Raw genomic sequence first — 16,375 nt, 5'->3', positions numbered from 1 at the left:
GGTGGGCGTGGGTCAGCCGGGGCCGGGTCGGCTGGTGTGGCCCGACCCGGTCAGCGGTACGTGGGTGTCAGAGGCGTCGGTCGTAGCCGACGGGGAGGTGGTTGGTGCCGCGGCCGAGGACGGCCGGGATCCACTCGATGGCCTCGTCTGCGATGGCCAGGTGCAGGCCGGGGAGGCGGGCGAGAAGAGTGCCGAGGGCGGTCTGGAGTTCGGCGCGGGCGAGGGCGGCGCCGGGGCAGAAGTGGATGCCGTGGCCGAAGGCCAGGTGGGGGTTGGGGCTGCGGTCGAAGTCCAGGGTGTCGGGGTCGGGGAAGCGGCCGGGGTCGCGGTTGGCCGCGCACAGGGAGACGATCACCGAGTCGCCGGCGGGGACTTCGCTGCCGTGCAGGTCGCTGGCCTTGTCGAAGAAGCGCCAGGTGGTGAGCTCGAAGGCACTGTCGTAGCGCAGGAGTTCCTCGACTGCGCGGGGCAGCAGCGACGGGTCGTCGCGCAGGCGGGCCAGTTCGGCGGGGTTGCGGAAGAGGGCGATCAGGGCGGTGGTGATCTGGTTGGTGACCGGTTCCTGGCCGGCGACCAGGAGCTGGAAGATCATCGAGTCCAGCTCTTCCTGGGAGAGTTCGCGTCGGTCGCGGGCCACGACGAGGCGGCTGAGCAGGTCGTCGTCCCAGTGTTCGCGTTTGTGGGTGACGACGTCGGCGATGTAGCTCTGGAGGCCGTGCAGGCGTGCCTCGTACTGCGGGCGCCCGGGGTCGGTGGGGCCGACCGGCTGGACGACCTTGCCCCAGTCGCGGTCGAAGCGGGCCGCCAACTCCTGTGGGAGGCCGATGACTTCGGCGAGAACACGGAAGGGGTAGTGGGCGGCGAAGCCGGTGACGAGGTCGGCGGGGCCGTGCTCGGGCAGGGCGTCGATCAGTGCATCCGCCAGTTCCTGGAAGCGAGGCCGCAGGTTCTCAATCCGGCGTGGAATGAAGGCGTCGGTGACGAAGCGCCGCATGTGGGTGTGTTTCGGGGGGTCCTGGTGGAGTAGGTGGACCTGGAGCTGGGAGTGCTGCGGCTCGGGCATGATCGAGGCGCGGGCGCGCCAGCGGTCGTTGCCGCGGTCGTGGTTCTTGCCGAGGCGTTCGTCATTGAGGGCGGCGTGGGCCGCGTCATAGCCGGTGACGAGCCACGCCTGCACGCCGCTGGGGAACAGGACACGGTGCACCGGGGCGGCCTCGCGCATCTGCTCGTACAGGGGATAAGGGTCGGCCTTGTAGGGGCATCCCATCAGCGGGACGGGATCGGGCAGGGCAGCCCCGGTGGCGGTCCCGGGTTCCTGGATGGTCATGAACGAGGCTCCTCAGAGGGCGAGATCGGGCTGGTAGTGGTCGAGCCAGAGGGCGAGGTCTACGACGCGTTCGAGGCGCAGGCGGTGGCCCCACTCCAGGCGGTCGGGCGGGGTGTCGAGACAGGGCTTGATCAGGGTTTCGTCGGCCAGGGCGCGCACCTGTTCGGTGGCGAGGGCGTCGCGGGCCAGGTCCTGCAGGCCGCGGTTGTAGTCGGGGTGGTGGGTGGCCGGGTAGTGGTTCTTGGGGCGGTACAGCACCGAGTCGGGGGCCAGGTCCTGGCCGGTCGCACGGAGCAGGCTCTTCTCCCGGCCGTCGAAGGTCTTCAGTGCCCAGGGGGTGGTGAAGGCGTACTCGACCAGACGGTGGTCGCAGTACGGGACGCGGACCTCCAGCCCCTGGGCCATGCTCAACCGGTCCTTGCGGTGCAGGAGTTGGCGCAGCCAGCGGGTCAGCGACACGTGCTGCATTTCGCGCTGGCGGTGTTCGGTGGGGCTCTCGCCGTCCAGATGCGGTACGGCGGCCAGGGCGCTGCGGTAGGTGTCGTCTCGGAACTCGGCGATGCGCAGGTCGAGTTCGGGGTTGAGGGGCATGGCGGCCTCGTCGCCGGTGACCAGCAGCCACGGGAAGGTCTGTGCGGCCAGCGCCTTGGGGTTGTGGAACCAGGGGTAGCCGCCGAAGACCTCGTCGGCCGCCTCGCCGGACAGGGCGACGGCCGAGTGCCGCCGTATCTCTCCGAACAGCAGATACAGCGAGGTGTCCATGTCGCCGACGCCGATGGGCGAGTCGCGGGCCACCACGACCGCCTTGCGGTGCTCGGGGTCCAACAGAGCGTGCGGGTCGAGCACGACGGTGCTGTGGTCGGTACCGATGAAGGCGCCGGCCTCGGTGGCGTACGGGGTGTCGTGGCCGGTGCGCAGGACATCTCCCGTGAAGCTCGCCGCCTGGTCGCTGTAGTCGACGGCGTAGGAGCGGATCCGGGCGTCCGGGCCCTCGCGCAGGCGGAGTTCGTCGGCGAGCAGGGCGGTCAGGACGGTGGAGTCGAGGCCGCCGGAGAGCAGGCTGCACAGCGGGACGTCGGCCTCCAGCTGGCGGCGGGCCGCCGCGCCGACCAGCTCGCGGATCTGTTCCGCGGTCGCGTCCTGGTCGTCGTCGTGGGCGCGGGCCTCCAGCTGCCAGTAGCGGCGTTCGCGGATGCCGTCGCGGTCCAGGACCAGGATCCCGCCGGGCTCGACCTCCCGCACGCCGGACCACATCGTCGGCCCGGTGTTGAACAGCAGGCTGTACGCCTCCCTCAGCCCGTCCGCGTCCACCCGCGGCCGGATCTCCGGGTGGGCGAACAGTGCCTTCGGTTCGGAGGCGAAGGCGAGGCCGCCGTCGACGGTGGCCCAGAACAGGGGCTTCACCCCGAGCCGGTCGCGGACCAGGAGCAGCCGCTGGGCGCGCTCGTCCCAGACGGCGAAGGCGAACATGCCCTCCAGGTGCTCGGCCGCCGCCTCTCCCCACTCGGCGTACGCGCGCAGCACCACCTCGGTGTCGCTGCGCGTGTGGAACACATGGCCCCGGCCGCGCAGTTCGGTCCGCAGTTCGTGGTGGTTGTAGACCTCGCCGCTGTAGGTGAGCACGATGGCCGGCTGGCCGGGCCGGTCGGTCATCGGCTGTCGGCCGCCTTCGAGGTCGATGACGGCCAGTCGGCGGTGGCCGATCGCGGCCCGCTCGCCGAGCCAGACGCCTCCGGCGTCGGGGCCGCGTGGGGTGAGGGTGGCGGTCATGGCCTCGATGACCGGGGCCTGGGTGCGGGCGTCGTGGTGGAAGGACGCCCAGCCGGTGATTCCGCACATGGGGAGGACTCCTCGGTCAGGGGTGGTGGGCGGCGGGAGCCGCGTCGGTGGACTTCTCTTGCACGGGCGCCGGCCTGCGTCCTTGCCGTGCGAGCAGGGGTATGGCGATACAGGCGGCTGCTGCGGCCAGGGCCAGCCCGGCCGTCACGCCGTGGTCGCCTCCGGCCAGGCCCCACGCGGCGGTGGCCAGGGCCGGGCCGAGGGTGAAGCCGAGGCTGCGGGCCAGCTGTACGGATGAGCCCACGGTCGCCGTGCGGTCCGGCGGGGCGGCGCCCATGACGAGGGCCTGGGTGGGGCCGCCGTTCAGGCCCATGCCGAGGCCGGCCAGCGCGAGCCGCCAGGCCACGTCGACCGGTGACCAGTCACTCCCCAGCGGAACGAGGAGGAGCAGACCGGCGGCGGTGAGGGCGGCACCGGTGACCGCCACCGGCCGGGCCCCGCACCGGTCGGCGAGGCGACCACCGACCGGCCCGGCCAGCCCCATGCCGAGCGGGAACGCCAGCACGGTCAGCCCGGTCGTGGTGGCACTTACGCCGTCGTCGCGCTGGAGGTACAGGGCGACGACGTAGTGCATCGCCGCGAACCCGGCCGCCAGCGCCAGCACCGCCGTATGCGCCCGCAACAGCCCCGTCGCCCGCAATACCCCGGCCACCGGACGGCCGCCGGGTCCCCGCAGCCACCACCACAACGGCGGTACGGCGGCAAGCGCGAGCACCAGCCACCCCGGGCTTCCCGACGCCAGGGTCAGCGCCAGCAGCAGGGCGGCCACACCGGAACCCACCAGCACGGCATCCGCCGCCGACCGCCGGTCGGGCAGGCGCAGGCCGCCGTCCCTCGGCATCGCCCTCCACGCCACGACCAGGGCGAGCAGACAGAAAGGGATCTTGACCAGGAAGACGGCGCGCCAGCCCAGGTGGTCCAGCAGCAGTCCACCCACCGCCGGGCCGGTCACGGCGCCCAGCGGGCCCAGCGTCGCGGGCACGCTCATGGCCCGCGCGCGCAGTTCCGGTCGTACCGAGCGCAGGGCAAGAACCGGCATCAGTACGAAGAGCACGGCCCCGAACGCGCCCTGCGCGAGGCGGGCGGCGATCAGCCAGGCCGCCCAGGGTGAGGCAGCCGCCAGCGCACTGCACAGGGCGAAGCCCGCGGTCGCGACCAGCAGGGCGGAGCGCATCCTGACCCCGTCAAGCCACCGGCCGACAGGCAACAGCAGTGCGACCACCGGCAGTTGATAACCCAGAACCGCCCACTGGGCGGTCGCGGCGGAGACATGCAGACCGTCGGCGATGTCCGCCAGGGCCACGTTGACGATGTTCATGTCGAGCATCGCCACGAACGACAGCAGGCCGGCCACCGCAACGAGCAGCCAGCGGTCCTCACTGCCGACGGGTATGGGGCCGGGCTGTTCCGAGCCCGGACTGTGGCCTGTCACCGTTGCCGCCCCTCACGGTCGTGGGTGGGCTGCCGGACGGCAGCCTCGTCCCACAAGTCGGGAGGGATCGCACACGAGTTCCCGGGCGCGTCCAAAAAACACGGCGGGCAGGCTGGAACTGCCCGCGCCGGTCAGTCGCGGCGGCGGCCGCCGCGTGGTGCCTTGCCCGACACGGCCGACTCCACCAGCAGGTACAGCAGCGCGCAGAGGATCAGCCCGGCGGCACAGCCGACAGCCGCGCCGAAGGCTCCGTCGACGACGGAGCCCAGCCAGCCGTACCCGGCTACGAGAACGGCCACGGCGGCCGCGTGCAACGGCCAGGCTCCCCCGTTGATACTCACCCAGCCGAGCCTGATCGTCCTGGGTCCAGGACCCCAGGGCCATATCGCATGGGAACCGCCGTGCACGTCGTGCCGGAGCCGCGCCATCCGACTGCCCTCCCACACACCGCTGAACACGCCCGCTGCCCGATGCGTGCCCAGGGGGCTCCTTCCCTGCCGCCGGACATCGAATCGGCACACCTACGGCGGAACTCCGCGCTCCGCTCAGCCGACTCCTGCGGTGACGGCCTCGGCCTGAACATCCGCGTTCGGACATCCGTACGCCACACCGACGTCCCCGTCCGCATCCAGGAGTTGCACCGTTGACCAGAAGCGATGCAACGTCACGGGAATGAGCTGCGAGCACTGCGCGCGAGCATCAGGGAAGCCCGACGGCTGAGCGGGCAGAACGCGACCGTCGTCCTGCCCCAACTCGTTCATCCCCGCGTGGGTGTCTCCAACGGCACGGCCGTCGGTGCCTCGTCCGCCGGCGCCCGGTGGTCGAAAGCGATCAGCGGATCACCGGTCAGGGGATGGTCGACAACCGCCGCTCGCACCCCGAACACTTCCGCCATCAGCGCGGGCGTGAGGACCTCGCGCGGCGTGCCGGAGGCGACGACCGCTCCCGCGTGCAGGACGTGCAGGCGGTCGCAGACGGAGGCGGCTGCATTCAGGTCGTGCAGCGACACCAGGGTCGTACGGCGCTGGGCGCGCAGGAGGGCGAGCAGGTCGACCTGGTGGCGGATGTCGAGGTGGTTGGTCGGTTCGTCCAGCACAAGTACGTCCGGGTTCTGCGCGAACGCCCTGGCCAGCAGGACGCGTTGGCGCTCGCCGCCGGACAGGGCCGTGAAGCGGCGACCGGCCTGCTGCGCCATGCCGACATCGGTGAGGGCCTGCGCGACGATGTCCCGGTCGGCGGCGTCCTCGCCGGAGAAGGCTCGCTTGTAGGGCGTACGGCCCATGGCGACGACCTCGCGCACGCTCAGCTCGAAGTCGCTCCCGCGCTCCTGCGGCAGGGCCGCCACGTGCCGCGCCGACTGGAGCGGGGTCATCTCCCGCAGGTCGGTGCCGGCGAGCAGGACCAGCCCGGCGGCGGGCTTCAGGTGCCGGTAGACGGTGCGCAGCAGGCTGGACTTGCCGCTGCCGTTCGGACCGACCAAGCCGGTGATCTCGCCCTCGGCCGCGACGAGATGGGCGCCCGCCACGACCGTACGGCCCGCGTAGGCGACGGACAGGTCCTCGATGTCGATCCTCAACTGCCGCTCCCCAGGCGCCGGTCCAGCAGATACAGCAGGGCCGGAGCCCCGAGCAGAGAGGTGACCACGCCGACCGGCAGTTCCTGCGTGTCCATCGCCGTACGGCACACGATGTCGACCACCACCAGCAGCAGCGCGCCGAACAGCGCGGAGACAGGCAGCAGGCGTCGGTGGTCGCCGCCGACGACGAGGCGGCAGGCGTGCGGCACCATCAGCGCGACGAAGGCGATCGCGCCGGAGACCGCCACGAGGACGCCGGTCAGCACGCTGGTCACGGTGAACAGTTCGCGGCGCAGGCGGGTGACGTCGATGCCGAGGCCGGCCGCGGTCTCGTCGCCCATCAGCAGGGCGTTGAGGCCCCGGGCGCGCGCCTGGAGCCACAGCAGGGCGGCGGGTACGGCGACGGCGGGTACCGCGAGCAGTTCCCACGTCGCTCCGCTGAGGCTGCCCATGAGCCAGAACAGGACGCTGTGGGTCTGCTGCTCGTCCCCGGTCTGCAACACCAGGTAGCTGGTGAACCCGGACAGGAACTGGCCGATCGCGACCCCCGCCAGCACCAGCCGCAGCGGCGCGAACCCTCCGCCGCGCCGAGCCACCGCCCACACCAGCGCGAACGTCGCCAGTGCGCCCACAAATGCCGCCCCGGACAACCCCAGTCCCAGTGCCCCGCCCGCGCCGAGGCCGAGGACGATCGCGGCGACCGCGCCGAGCGAGGCACCGTTGGAGATGCCCAGCAGATAGGGGTCGGCCAGCGGATTGCGCACCAGCGCCTGGACGGCCGTACCGACGACACCGAGTCCCGCGCCGACGAGGGCGGCAAGCAGGGCGCGCGGGACACGGAGCTGCCAGACGATGAGGTCGTCCGTGCCTGGACGCGGCGCCTCGCCCGACAGCCGCCGCCACACCACGCTCCACACCTCACCGGGCGGGATGGATGTCGAGCCCCAGGCAACGGCAGCCGTCAACGCGGCCAGCAGTAGCACGGCCAGAACCACCGCCAGCGGACCTGCGGGCACGCTGCCACGCTTCTCCGCAGCCACGGCTTTCCGGCGCACCAGGGTGAAGGCCACGGTCAGCCGACCTTGCCCGGGTAGAGGGCCTTGGCGATGGCCTCGACCGTGTCGGCGTTCTCGACGCCCGCAATGGTGGTCTGCTCGGAGCCGATGCGCAGGAAGTGGCCCTCCTTGACCGCCTTGAGGCCCTTGGTCGCCGAGTTGGACTTCAGCCACTTCTCGGCCTCGTCGAACGCCTTCTTGTTCGCCGCCTCGCTCCCCCGGTTGCGGACGCCGAGCTGGATCCAGTCCGGGTTCTTGGCGATGACGTCCTCCCAGCCGACCTGCTTGTAGTCGCCGTCGCAGTCGGCGAAGGCGTTGCGGGCGCCAGCCAGGGTGATCACGGCGTTGGCGACCTGGCGGTTGCAGACGGCGGTGGGCTGCTTGGTGCCGGCGTCGTAGTCGAAGAGGAAGTACGTCGGCCGCGCGCGGTCGGGCGTGCTCCCGACCGCCTTCTGTACGGCGTCCACCTTCTTCTTCATCCCGGCGACGAATTCCTTCGCCTTGGTGGTGGTGCCGGTGACCGCGCCGAGGGAGGTGATGTCCGCCTCGACCGCCGACAGGTCGGTGACCGCGCTCTTGCCCTGGGCCGCGCAGGCGGTGGACTTCAGGTAGATGTGCTTGATCCCGGCGGCCTTGAACTCCTGGGCCGTCGGTGCGTCGCCCATCCCGCCGCCCATGTTCATCGAGGCGAAGGTGTCGATGTACAGGTCGGCACCGGAGCCGAGCAGCTTCTCCTTCGGGATGACGCTCTGACCGAGCACCTTCACCTTCTGCGCCTGGGCGTCGAGTGCGCCGGGCAGCGTGCCCTTGCCGGGCGGGAACCCGGTGCCGATCACCTTGTCACCGGCGCCGAGCCGGAGCAGCAGCTCCAGGCTGGAGGCATTGCTGGTGACGATCTTCTTCGGGGTGGCGGAGAAGGTGGTCTCGGCGCCCATGCAGTCGGTGACGGAGACCGGGTGGTCGCCCGGGGCGGCCTTGCCCGCCGTGTCCGTGTCCGCGCTGTCCCCACCGCCGCACCCGGCCGTCAGCAGGCCGCCCAGCACAACGGCCGCCGCAGGGCCCCACACACGAGAACGAGAACGCATCGAACAACTCCCGGATCCACTCGGTACACGCGGGCAAACGTCCGTCGCCCGGTCCAGTAGTCGCCTCGAACGGGTCGTGAGTTCCCAGGCGGTTGGAGATCCGGCTCAGGTGAACCGCTCGCGGTACTCGGCGGGCGAGATCCGCAGCACCCGCCGGAAGGCGAGACGCAGGGTGGCTTCCGTGCCGAAACCGGCCTCCCGCGCGATCGCCTCCGGGCTGTCGGCCGTCTCCACCAGCAGCCGGGACGCGAACGCCACCCGGGCGCGCTCCACGTACTCCTTGACCGACATGCCGACCTGCGCACGGAACAGCCGGGTGAGATGCCGTTCGGACAGGCCCACGTGCCCGGCCAGCGCCCGTACGGTCAGCTCGCCCGCCGGGTGGTCGAGGACTTGCCGCTGCACCGCGCGGACCGCCGGGCTGCGCGCCTGGTGCGCCTGCGGTTCGGCGAACTGGGCCTGCCCGCCCGGCCTGCTGACATACGTGACGAGGTGGCGCGCGATCCGCTGGGCGCTCTCCCGGCCCATGTCCTCCTCCACCAGCGCCAGCCCCAGTTCGATGCCGGAGGCGACGCCGCCCGCCGTGATGACGGGGCCGTCGCGGACCACGGTGTCGCGGGCATCCACCTTCACATCCGGGTGGCGCAGCGTCAGCTCCTGCGCGTAACTCCAGTGCGTGGCCGCCGTGCGCCCGTCCAGACGCCCGGTCGCGGCGAGGAGGAAGGCGCCGGTGCACACCGAGGCGAGCCGTCCCGCCCGTGCGGCGAGGGTGGCGATGGCGTCGATGGTGTGGGGAGTGACCTGCGGGATGCCGTCCGCGCCCGGCAGGATCAGCGTGTCGACGCGGGACACGTCCGCGAGAGACGTATCCGGTACGAACACGAGCCCGCTGGAGGCCCGGACCGGTCTGCCGTCGTGGGAGGCGGTGAGGACGTCGTAGCGAAAGCGTTCCTCGCCGGCGCCGGCGAGGACGTCCGTGGGGCCCGAGAAGGTCAGGCTCTGGACGCCGTCGAAGAGCGGGATCACGACGAGATGCCGCTGTCCGCTCCCATGCGTAGGTGTCATCGATTCGCTCCTGCTCAAGGCATTGTGGCCGGGGGCGCCGGGGCTCGGCGCCCCGACACCCCCGTGCGGTGGCTCAGGCCGCCGCCAGTACGGCGAGCTGCTCCTCCCCTGCCGGCTTGAGGGCGTGTGAGGTGCCCTCATCGTTGAGCAGGTCCATCAAGGCCGCCCGGGCACGGGCCACGCGGGAGCGGACCGTGCCGATCGGACAGCCGCTGGCCTCGGCCGCCTCCGCGTACGGAAGGCCGACCAACTGGGTGAGGACGAACGCCTCCCGGCGTTCGTCGGGCAGCCCGGCCAGCAGATCGAGCAGGGCGATGCCGTCGTCGAAGCCGGGCAGATCGCACGGCTGGGACAGCTCGACAGCCAGCTGCCAGTCAGGGATATCCGACAGGCGGGGCCGGGCGGCGGCATACCGATAGCTGTCGATGACGGCTCGGCGGGCGATGGACAACAGCCACGCACGCGCCGAGGAACGACCCTCGAACCGGTGCAGGCTGCCGAGCGCCCGCAGGAACGTGTCCTGGGCCAGATCGTCCACGGCCTGGGGATCGCCGCACAGATGGGCGACGTAACGCTGGACGTCACGATGCAGCGCGCGTACGAACTGCTCGACGGCGTCCGCGTCACCGCCGCGGGCGGCCAGCGCCCAGGCAGTGATCGACTCGTCCGCCGACGGCGTCGGACCGGACGGGTGGTGCGAGGTGGGCAGGGCAGAGGTGATCACCTGGTGTCCTTCTCGGATCCGTGATCCGGACCGGTACGCGCGAGGGCGCGGGCGGTCCGGTGAATGGGGAGCCGGCCCTACGGCACTCAGGCGCGGCGATGTGACGTCGTCACATCGCCGGCGTGGGCGTACGGCCGGGGCCCAAGGCGCACATGGGCGGCCCCGGGAAACCAGCTGTCGTCACAGGACAGCAAGCCCCGCAGGAGGCCCCCGAGAAGTGATCGCGTGGAGGAGAAGACGAAGGCTCGGTGCCCGGTCCGAGCGCGGACGCCCGCGACGGACGCATGGACGGTCCGGGGCGGCCGGCAGCGCGAACAGCAGCCGCAGGGGTGCCGCCAACCATCCGGCCACGGCCCGCAGGATGCGGAAGGCGGCCTTCTCGCCACAGGCCAGCCACAGGCCGGTCAGCAGCGCGGCCACCACGTGGGCGGCGAGCATGCCGAACGACGACGCGTCGCCGCCGCCCATGAGAGGCCCCATGTGATCCATGTGGCCCATGTCCATGTGGTTCACGCGGCCCATGCACATGGAATCCATCCGCATCGACCCCATGCTCATGCGCATGGAGCTCATGGCGCCCGCGTCCCTGGCGGCCGTGCCCACGGCTGCCGACTGAGCGAGCGAGAACGCCGAGTGCAGTGCCGTCTGCGCCGCGACCACGACGGCCACGATCAGCGGCAGGCCGCGCTCACGCCCCGCGAGGCACCAGCCGACGACACCGGTCACGGCTGTGCCGGCCGCCAACGCCCACGCGGGGACGTCGGAACCGGACATCAGGACATGGCCCAAGGCGGCGAGCAGCACGCATAGGGCCGCGAACACCGCGGCCCTTACTGTGCGTGCACACCACCCTGCTGTCATGGCGCCTCATCCTTGCATCCGGGCACTCGTCGTCATGCGGGGGTACGGACCATCCACGGAGGACCGCACTCAATCCGCAGGGTGTGATCCAGACCACGAAAGAGAGTCGGAACCAGACGGGACCCACGCCCGACATCTGTTGGAGAACAGGGCCTCGGACGTCTTCCTGGGCAGCCCCGCCAGGACTAGCGTCTGCGGTGGACAGCCCTACCCTCCACTCACTGGGGGACGCCATGCTCCAGACACGCGAACTCTTCGAGAGCGTCACCACCGCCACGCCCCTCAGCAGCGAGCTCCTCGCTCAGATCGTGGACGTGCTGGCCGAGTGCGAACAGGCCGTGACCGCCTGCGCGGCAGGGATGCTCGCCGAGAAGGACGCCGACGAACTGCGCGCCGCGATCAGCCAGGACCAGGACTGCGCCGACGTCACAGCCGCCACCCGCCGCGTCCTCACCCGCGGCAGCAGCCACGACCCCGCGCTGCTCACCGCCCAGGTGCAGGCGTGCCTGATCGCCTGCCGGCGCAGCCACGACCTGTGCGAGCAGCACACGCGGCACCATGAGCACTGCCGCCTGTGCGCCGACGCGACCGGCCGGGCCGCCGACACCTGCCGGGAAGTGCTGGTCGCGTTGGGGAGCCAGGGCCTGTGATCAGGCGGCTCGGCCGCCGGGCCGGACCACCACGGCGCGGGCCTTGACCTCCCCGCTGTGCTCGAAGCGCAGCGTGAACGACACCAGGTCGCCCGCCTGCCATCGCGCTCGGGGGCGCAGGGGCACATCCAGACCCTGGGGCGACATGGACAGGTCGCCGCCGGCGCGCACGGTCGCCGAGCCAACGCTCTCCCGGTACGCAGCAGTGGTCCCGGCCATCCGGTGGCGGCTCAGGTCGATCTCCCCGTCGGCCCCGGACGACGTCACCTCGACGAGCCGGTCGTCCGCGCCGCCGCGGTTCACGATGTCGAAGAACGCGGCGGTCTGCACACCGTCGGAAAACGGCAGGAACACCCGTCCGTTCGAGACGGTGATCCGTGCCGGGCTGCCCGCCTTCCCGGCACCGGCCCAGCCGGTCAGGCCGCCCAGGGCGACGCCACACACGGCCACGGGTACGAGCGCGGCGAGCAGGGTGTCGGTCAGACGGCGACGGGTCGGCCGCCACAGGCCGGTCGTGGTCATCGGGTGGTCCTCCGAGCGGGAGAGGGCTGCCAGGCACGCAGTCGCAGGCTGTTGCACACCACGAGCACGGAGCTGGCCGACATGGCCGCCGCCGCGAGCATCGGGTTGAGCAGGCCGACCATGGCGAGCGGGACGGTGACGGCGTTGTAGCCGAAGGCCCAGACGAGGTTGACGCGGATGGTACCCAGCGTGCGCCGGGCGAGGCGGACCGCGTCCGCCAGGGCCTCGATCTCGCCGCGGACCAGGGTCACGTCGGCGGCGCCGATGGCCACGTCCGTACCGGTACCCATGGCGATGCCCAGGTCGGCTCCGGCCAACGCGGCGGCGTCGTTCACGCCGTCACCGATGACCGCGACGCGGTAGCCCTGCTCTTGAAGGTCCTTCACGAGGCCGGCCTTGTCCTCGGGGCTGCAGCGGGCATGCACCTCGTCGATGCCGAGCGCCTTCGCGACGGCCCGGGCGGGCACCTCCCGGTCGCCGGTGGCGAGTACCGGGCGTACGCCGAGGCGCCGCAGCCGGTCCACGGCCCGGTAGCTGCCCGGCCGTAGGACGTCTCCGATCTCGATCAGCGCCTCTGCCGCCCCGTCCACCCGCACGACGACAGTTGTGTGGGCGGCGGCCTCGGCCACCGCCAGCGCGTCTGCCAGTGCGGTGGGCAACTCCTCGTCCGGAGCCAGGACTTCCACCAGCCGCCCCTCGACCCGGCCGCGCACGCCCCGCCCCGGCACAGCGGCGAACTCGCTCACCTCCGGCAGCTCCCCCTCGGGGAGTTCCCGTCGAACGTATGCGGCGATCGCCCGGCCAAGGGGATGCTCCGAGCCGTGCTCGACGGCACCGGCCAGCCGCAGCAGCGCCTCGTTGCCCAGTCCGTCGGGTACGGCCGTGACCCGGGCGACGGTCATGTGGCCGGAGGTGAGCGTGCCGGTCTTGTCCAGGACGACCGTGTCGAGGTGCTGGAGCCCCTCCAGAGCCTGGGGTCCGCTGACGAGGACGCCCAGTTGGGCACCACGGCCGGTCGCGGCCATCAGCGCGGTCGGCGTGGCCAGGCCGAGCGCGCACGGACAGGCCACAACGAGAACGGCCACGCACGCGGTGACGGCAGCCTGCGGGTCGGCTCCGGCACCGAGCCAGAATCCGAGGCAGGTGATGGCCAACGCGAGCACCACAGGAACGAACACCCCGGCCACCGTGTCGGCCAGCCGCTGCGCCCGCGCCTTGCCGGCCTGGGCCTCGGTCACCAGCCGGGTGATCCGGGCGAGCTGGGTGTCGGCGCCGACGGCCGTGGCTTCGACCAGCAGCAGCCCGCCGGCGTTGACGGCGCCGCCGACCACCGCCGAACCCGGCCCGACCTCGACGGGCTCGCTCTCCCCGGTGACCAGGGACAGATCCACTGCGGAACTGCCCTCCACGACCCGCCCGTCGGTGGCCACGCGCTCCCCCGGCCGTACGACGAAGACCTGCCCCGGCCTCAACCACTCGACGGGAACCAGCCGTTCGTCGTTGCCCTCGCGGATCGTCACTTCCTTGGCGGCGAGTTGGGCCAGTGACCGGAGCGCGGCCCCGGTCCCGCGCCGGGCCCGCGCCTCCAGGAAGCGCCCCGCCAGGACGAACAGCGGCACGCCGACGGCCGCTTCGAGATAGAGGTGCGCCGCGCCGTCCGAAACCGAGGGCACCACAGTGAACGGCATCCGCATGCCAGGCTCCCCGGCACCACCGAAGAAGAGCGCGTAGGTGGACCAGGAGAAGGACGCCACCACACCCAGCGACACCAGGGTGTCCATGGTCGCCGCCGCATGCCGAAGCCCACGCGCCGCACGCACATGAAAGGGCCACGCGCCCCACACGGCGACCGGCGCGGCCAGCACGAAGCACAGCCACTGCCAGGTACGGAACTGCAGCGCGGGCACCATAGACAGCACGAGCACGGGCAGCGCGAGCAGCGCGGTGATCAGCAGCCGGTGCCGCTCCTGGCGAGCTTCCTCGGATGCGCCCGCGTCCTTGCCCGCGCGCGTCTCGGGCTGTTGGGGCGGTTCGGGCAGGGCAGCTGTGTAGCCGGCTTTCTCGACGGCGGCGGCGAGTTCCTCGGGGCTGATCCGCGACGGGTGGCTCACACGCGCCCGCCCGGTGGCCAGATTGACGGTCGCCGTGACCCCGTCCAGCTTGCCGAGCTTCTTCTCGACGCGCCTCACGCAGGCCGCGCAGGTCATGCCGCCGACGGTCAGGTCGGTCGTCACCAGGTCGACGGTCACCGGTTCCCCGCCCATCAGTGGCCACCCCCGCGCATGTCCCCCATGCCGTCCGTGCCACCGGCCCCGCCGGGATCGCCGTCACCCCGGCTCGTGCCGGTGCCGTGCATGCCGGGCGCGACGGGCCCTGCAGCGGCACCGACGGCGTACGACACCGTGAACATCAGCGCCAGCAGGAGAAGGAATCCGCACAGGGCAGGCGGAGGCACCAGCTTCCGCAACACCGCACCCGCACCCGCACCCGCACCGGAGGAGATGTGCCGGGACTCGTCCATCAACCGCGTCTCCAGATCAGGTCGTGCGGCGTCGGTCGGATCGCGCCGTACTGCATCAGGAGTCGGGGCCGCCGGGGGTCGAGTTCCGGAGCAGCGTTGTGGTCCGCGTCATGTGAGGGACAACTGTGCCCGAGGGGCACGGCGATGGGACGCTGCCCTGCCGACGGCAACCGTCGGCAGGGCAGGTGCGCTACTGCGCCCGGGATCCGGCGGAACGGCCGCGCACGACGGCAAAGCCCGCCGCCGCGAGGCCCAGCACGCCGGCGACCAGCCCGGCGATGCCGAGACCGCGGGCGGTCGAGTCGCTGGCCGAGGCGGTCGACTTGGCGCTGTCGGAGCCCTTCGAACTCGCCGGCGAGGCGGTCGAGGTGCCGGCGCCGTCCTCCGCGCCCTTGGCGGTGAGCTTGAGCACGGGTGCCGGGTTCTCCGGCGCCTTCCCTCCCTTCGGTGTGTCCTCGATCCAGCGCACGACCTTGCCGTCGGAGTAGGTCTGGAGGGTCTTGAAGGTCAGCTGGTCGGTGTCCTCGGGCAGCTGGCCGAAGGCGACATTGAAGTCTTCGTACTGCCCGGGTGCGATCTTGCCGCCGGTGAAGGTGACCTCGGAGGCGGCGTCGGTGATGGTGCCGTCGTCGGTCTTGATGGGGGTCTTGAGCTTGGTGTTGGTGACCTGGGCGGTCCAGCCGTCCTGCGGGTGGACCAGGACTCCGAGGACGGGGTGGTCGGTGGGCAGGAAGACCTGGACCTTGGTGGTGGAGGCGTTGTCCTCCTCGTTCGGGACGCGGAAGGTCAGGACGCCGTCGGTGGCACCCTTGGCGTAGCTGTCGGGGTGGACGGTGACGTGCGCGGAGGCGACGCCCGCGGCAGCGAGAAGTCCGGCGACGGTCAGGGCCGTGACTGCGCCGGCACGGCGCAGGGTGGTACGGGTTCTGGACATGAGGTGAGGGATCTCCGTACGGAAGAAGGGATGTCGGGGTCAGACCGAGTACGACAGCGCGTACGACATCCCGGGCGGCGGCCCCCGCCGGTGAACGGCGTACCTCAGCCGTACCTGCCGCAACGCCCACGGCTCACCGGCAGCCCGACGCACAAGCCCTGGCCCGGCCGGCGCGCGCCACGCCCCGCCCGCCACCTGCCACCAGGCGGCAAGCCCCGGCACGAACGCGACCGCCCACCGCAGCAGCGACCACAGTGCCGCCTCACCGCGCCGCAGCCACCAGCTCAGCAGCAGGGCCGCCCCGGTATGCGCGGCGGTGGCGTGCGGCGTCAGTGCATGGGGCGCTTGGACCATCCGCATGCCGTGCATGACCATCGCGGCGTGATGGGGCTCGACGGCGTGGAAGACAAGGTGCAACCCGCCCTGGGCGGCCAGAGTCCCCGTGCCGATGGCGGCCAGCGACCGCTCACGGCCGCCCAGCAGACAGCTCGCCGCGAAGACCGGCACGAACCCGGCCACCTGCACCCACACCGGCGGCGCCATGCCTGTGGCCATGGCATGCCCTCCGGCAGCGAGCAGCACGCACAGCACGGCGAACACCGCCGCGCGCACGCTCCGCACCACCAGGGACACACTCACGGCACCTGATGCTGCCACGCGTCTAAAGGATCTCTCCCCCGGCCCAGGCATACGCATCACCGCCCCCGGCTACTACATGGTCGACCCACATCCTCCTTACCAGTCGGACGCAAGCGCCGTACAGTTCCCGGCCACCTTGGCGAAG

At 71.9% G+C, this 16,375-nt stretch carries 16 protein-coding genes; 1 reads left to right on the top strand and 15 read right to left on the bottom strand.

Annotated elements, in window-relative coordinates; genetic code table 11:
- Nucleotides 1-67 precede the first annotated feature (67 nt).
- The 10 genes from BG418_RS39205 to BG418_RS39160 all read right to left on the bottom strand — a co-directional run bounded on the left by BG418_RS39205 (nucleotide 68) and on the right by BG418_RS39160 (nucleotide 10,964).
- The gene (locus BG418_RS39205; protein WP_188278856.1) at nucleotides 68-1,327 is read right to left on the bottom strand and encodes a cytochrome P450; all 1,260 of its coding nucleotides are present in this window, start codon (nucleotides 1,325-1,327) and stop codon (nucleotides 68-70) included.
- Between the two features lie 12 nt (nucleotides 1,328-1,339).
- Nucleotides 1,340-3,166: an asparagine synthase (glutamine-hydrolyzing) gene (gene asnB / locus BG418_RS39200; RefSeq protein WP_188278855.1), complete on the bottom strand. Its 1,827-nt coding sequence runs from the start codon at nucleotides 3,164-3,166 to the stop codon at nucleotides 1,340-1,342.
- A gap of 16 nt (nucleotides 3,167-3,182) precedes the next feature.
- On the bottom strand, nucleotides 3,183-4,598 hold the full coding sequence (locus BG418_RS39195) for an MFS transporter (protein ID WP_317453907.1): 1,416 nt from the start codon (nucleotides 4,596-4,598) through the stop codon (nucleotides 3,183-3,185).
- Nucleotides 4,599-4,729: 131 nt separating this feature from the next.
- Nucleotides 4,730-4,939, bottom strand: coding sequence for a hypothetical protein (locus BG418_RS39190; protein WP_188278854.1), 210 nt, complete (start codon nucleotides 4,937-4,939; stop codon nucleotides 4,730-4,732).
- Between the two features lie 416 nt (nucleotides 4,940-5,355).
- Nucleotides 5,356-6,174: an ABC transporter ATP-binding protein gene (locus tag BG418_RS39185; protein WP_188278853.1), complete on the bottom strand. Its 819-nt coding sequence runs from the start codon at nucleotides 6,172-6,174 to the stop codon at nucleotides 5,356-5,358.
- Nucleotides 6,171-7,244, bottom strand: coding sequence for an iron ABC transporter permease (locus tag BG418_RS39180; RefSeq protein WP_188278852.1), 1,074 nt, complete (start codon nucleotides 7,242-7,244; stop codon nucleotides 6,171-6,173). The genes BG418_RS39185 and BG418_RS39180 overlap by 4 nt, the downstream gene beginning before the upstream one ends.
- A 2-nt stretch (nucleotides 7,245-7,246) precedes the next feature.
- Complete coding sequence (locus BG418_RS39175) at nucleotides 7,247-8,314, bottom strand: ABC transporter substrate-binding protein (protein WP_188278851.1); 1,068 nt, start codon at nucleotides 8,312-8,314, stop codon at nucleotides 7,247-7,249.
- 105 nt (nucleotides 8,315-8,419) lie between these two features.
- Nucleotides 8,420-9,379, bottom strand: a complete 960-nt coding sequence (locus BG418_RS39170) for a GlxA family transcriptional regulator (protein ID WP_188278850.1) — start codon at nucleotides 9,377-9,379, stop codon at nucleotides 8,420-8,422.
- 73 nt (nucleotides 9,380-9,452) lie between these two features.
- Nucleotides 9,453-10,103 carry a sigma-70 family RNA polymerase sigma factor gene (locus BG418_RS39165; RefSeq protein WP_188278849.1) on the bottom strand — a complete coding sequence of 217 codons (651 nt, stop codon included), beginning with the start codon at nucleotides 10,101-10,103 and terminating at the stop codon, nucleotides 9,453-9,455.
- A gap of 180 nt (nucleotides 10,104-10,283) precedes the next feature.
- A complete protein-coding gene (locus BG418_RS39160) occupies nucleotides 10,284-10,964 on the bottom strand; it encodes a hypothetical protein (protein ID WP_188278848.1) in 681 nt (226 codons plus the stop codon).
- A 233-nt stretch (nucleotides 10,965-11,197) separates the two neighbouring features.
- Between BG418_RS39160 and BG418_RS39155 the strand changes: the two genes are divergently transcribed.
- A complete protein-coding gene (locus tag BG418_RS39155; RefSeq protein WP_188278847.1) occupies nucleotides 11,198-11,614 on the top strand; it encodes a hypothetical protein in 417 nt (138 codons plus the stop codon).
- On the opposite strand, the gene BG418_RS39150 is transcribed toward BG418_RS39155, so the two are convergent.
- From BG418_RS39150 to BG418_RS39130, 5 genes are all read right to left on the bottom strand, one after another.
- Complete coding sequence (locus tag BG418_RS39150) at nucleotides 11,615-12,136, bottom strand: copper chaperone PCu(A)C (RefSeq protein ID WP_188278846.1); 522 nt, start codon at nucleotides 12,134-12,136, stop codon at nucleotides 11,615-11,617.
- Nucleotides 12,133-14,400, bottom strand: coding sequence for a cation-translocating P-type ATPase (locus BG418_RS39145; RefSeq protein WP_188278845.1), 2,268 nt, complete (start codon nucleotides 14,398-14,400; stop codon nucleotides 12,133-12,135). Before BG418_RS39145 ends, BG418_RS39150 begins: the two co-directional genes overlap by 4 nt.
- Nucleotides 14,400-14,657 carry a hypothetical protein gene (locus BG418_RS39140; protein WP_188278844.1) on the bottom strand — a complete coding sequence of 86 codons (258 nt, stop codon included), beginning with the start codon at nucleotides 14,655-14,657 and terminating at the stop codon, nucleotides 14,400-14,402. Before BG418_RS39140 ends, BG418_RS39145 begins: the two co-directional genes overlap by 1 nt.
- Nucleotides 14,658-14,847: 190 nt before the next feature.
- On the bottom strand, nucleotides 14,848-15,591 hold the full coding sequence (locus BG418_RS39135) for a YcnI family protein (protein ID WP_188278843.1): 744 nt from the start codon (nucleotides 15,589-15,591) through the stop codon (nucleotides 14,848-14,850).
- Nucleotides 15,592-15,630: 39 nt separating this feature from the next.
- Entirely contained in the window at nucleotides 15,631-16,230 is a 600-nt protein-coding gene (locus tag BG418_RS39130; RefSeq protein ID WP_317453906.1) for a hypothetical protein, read from the bottom strand.
- Between the last annotated feature and the right edge of the window lie 145 nt (nucleotides 16,231-16,375).

Origin of the sequence: Streptomyces sp. CBMA152 (assembly GCF_014596475.1) — a bacterium.
Classification (GTDB): domain Bacteria; phylum Actinomycetota; class Actinomycetes; order Streptomycetales; family Streptomycetaceae; genus Streptomyces.
This window is presented reverse-complemented; position numbering and strand designations above follow the sequence as displayed.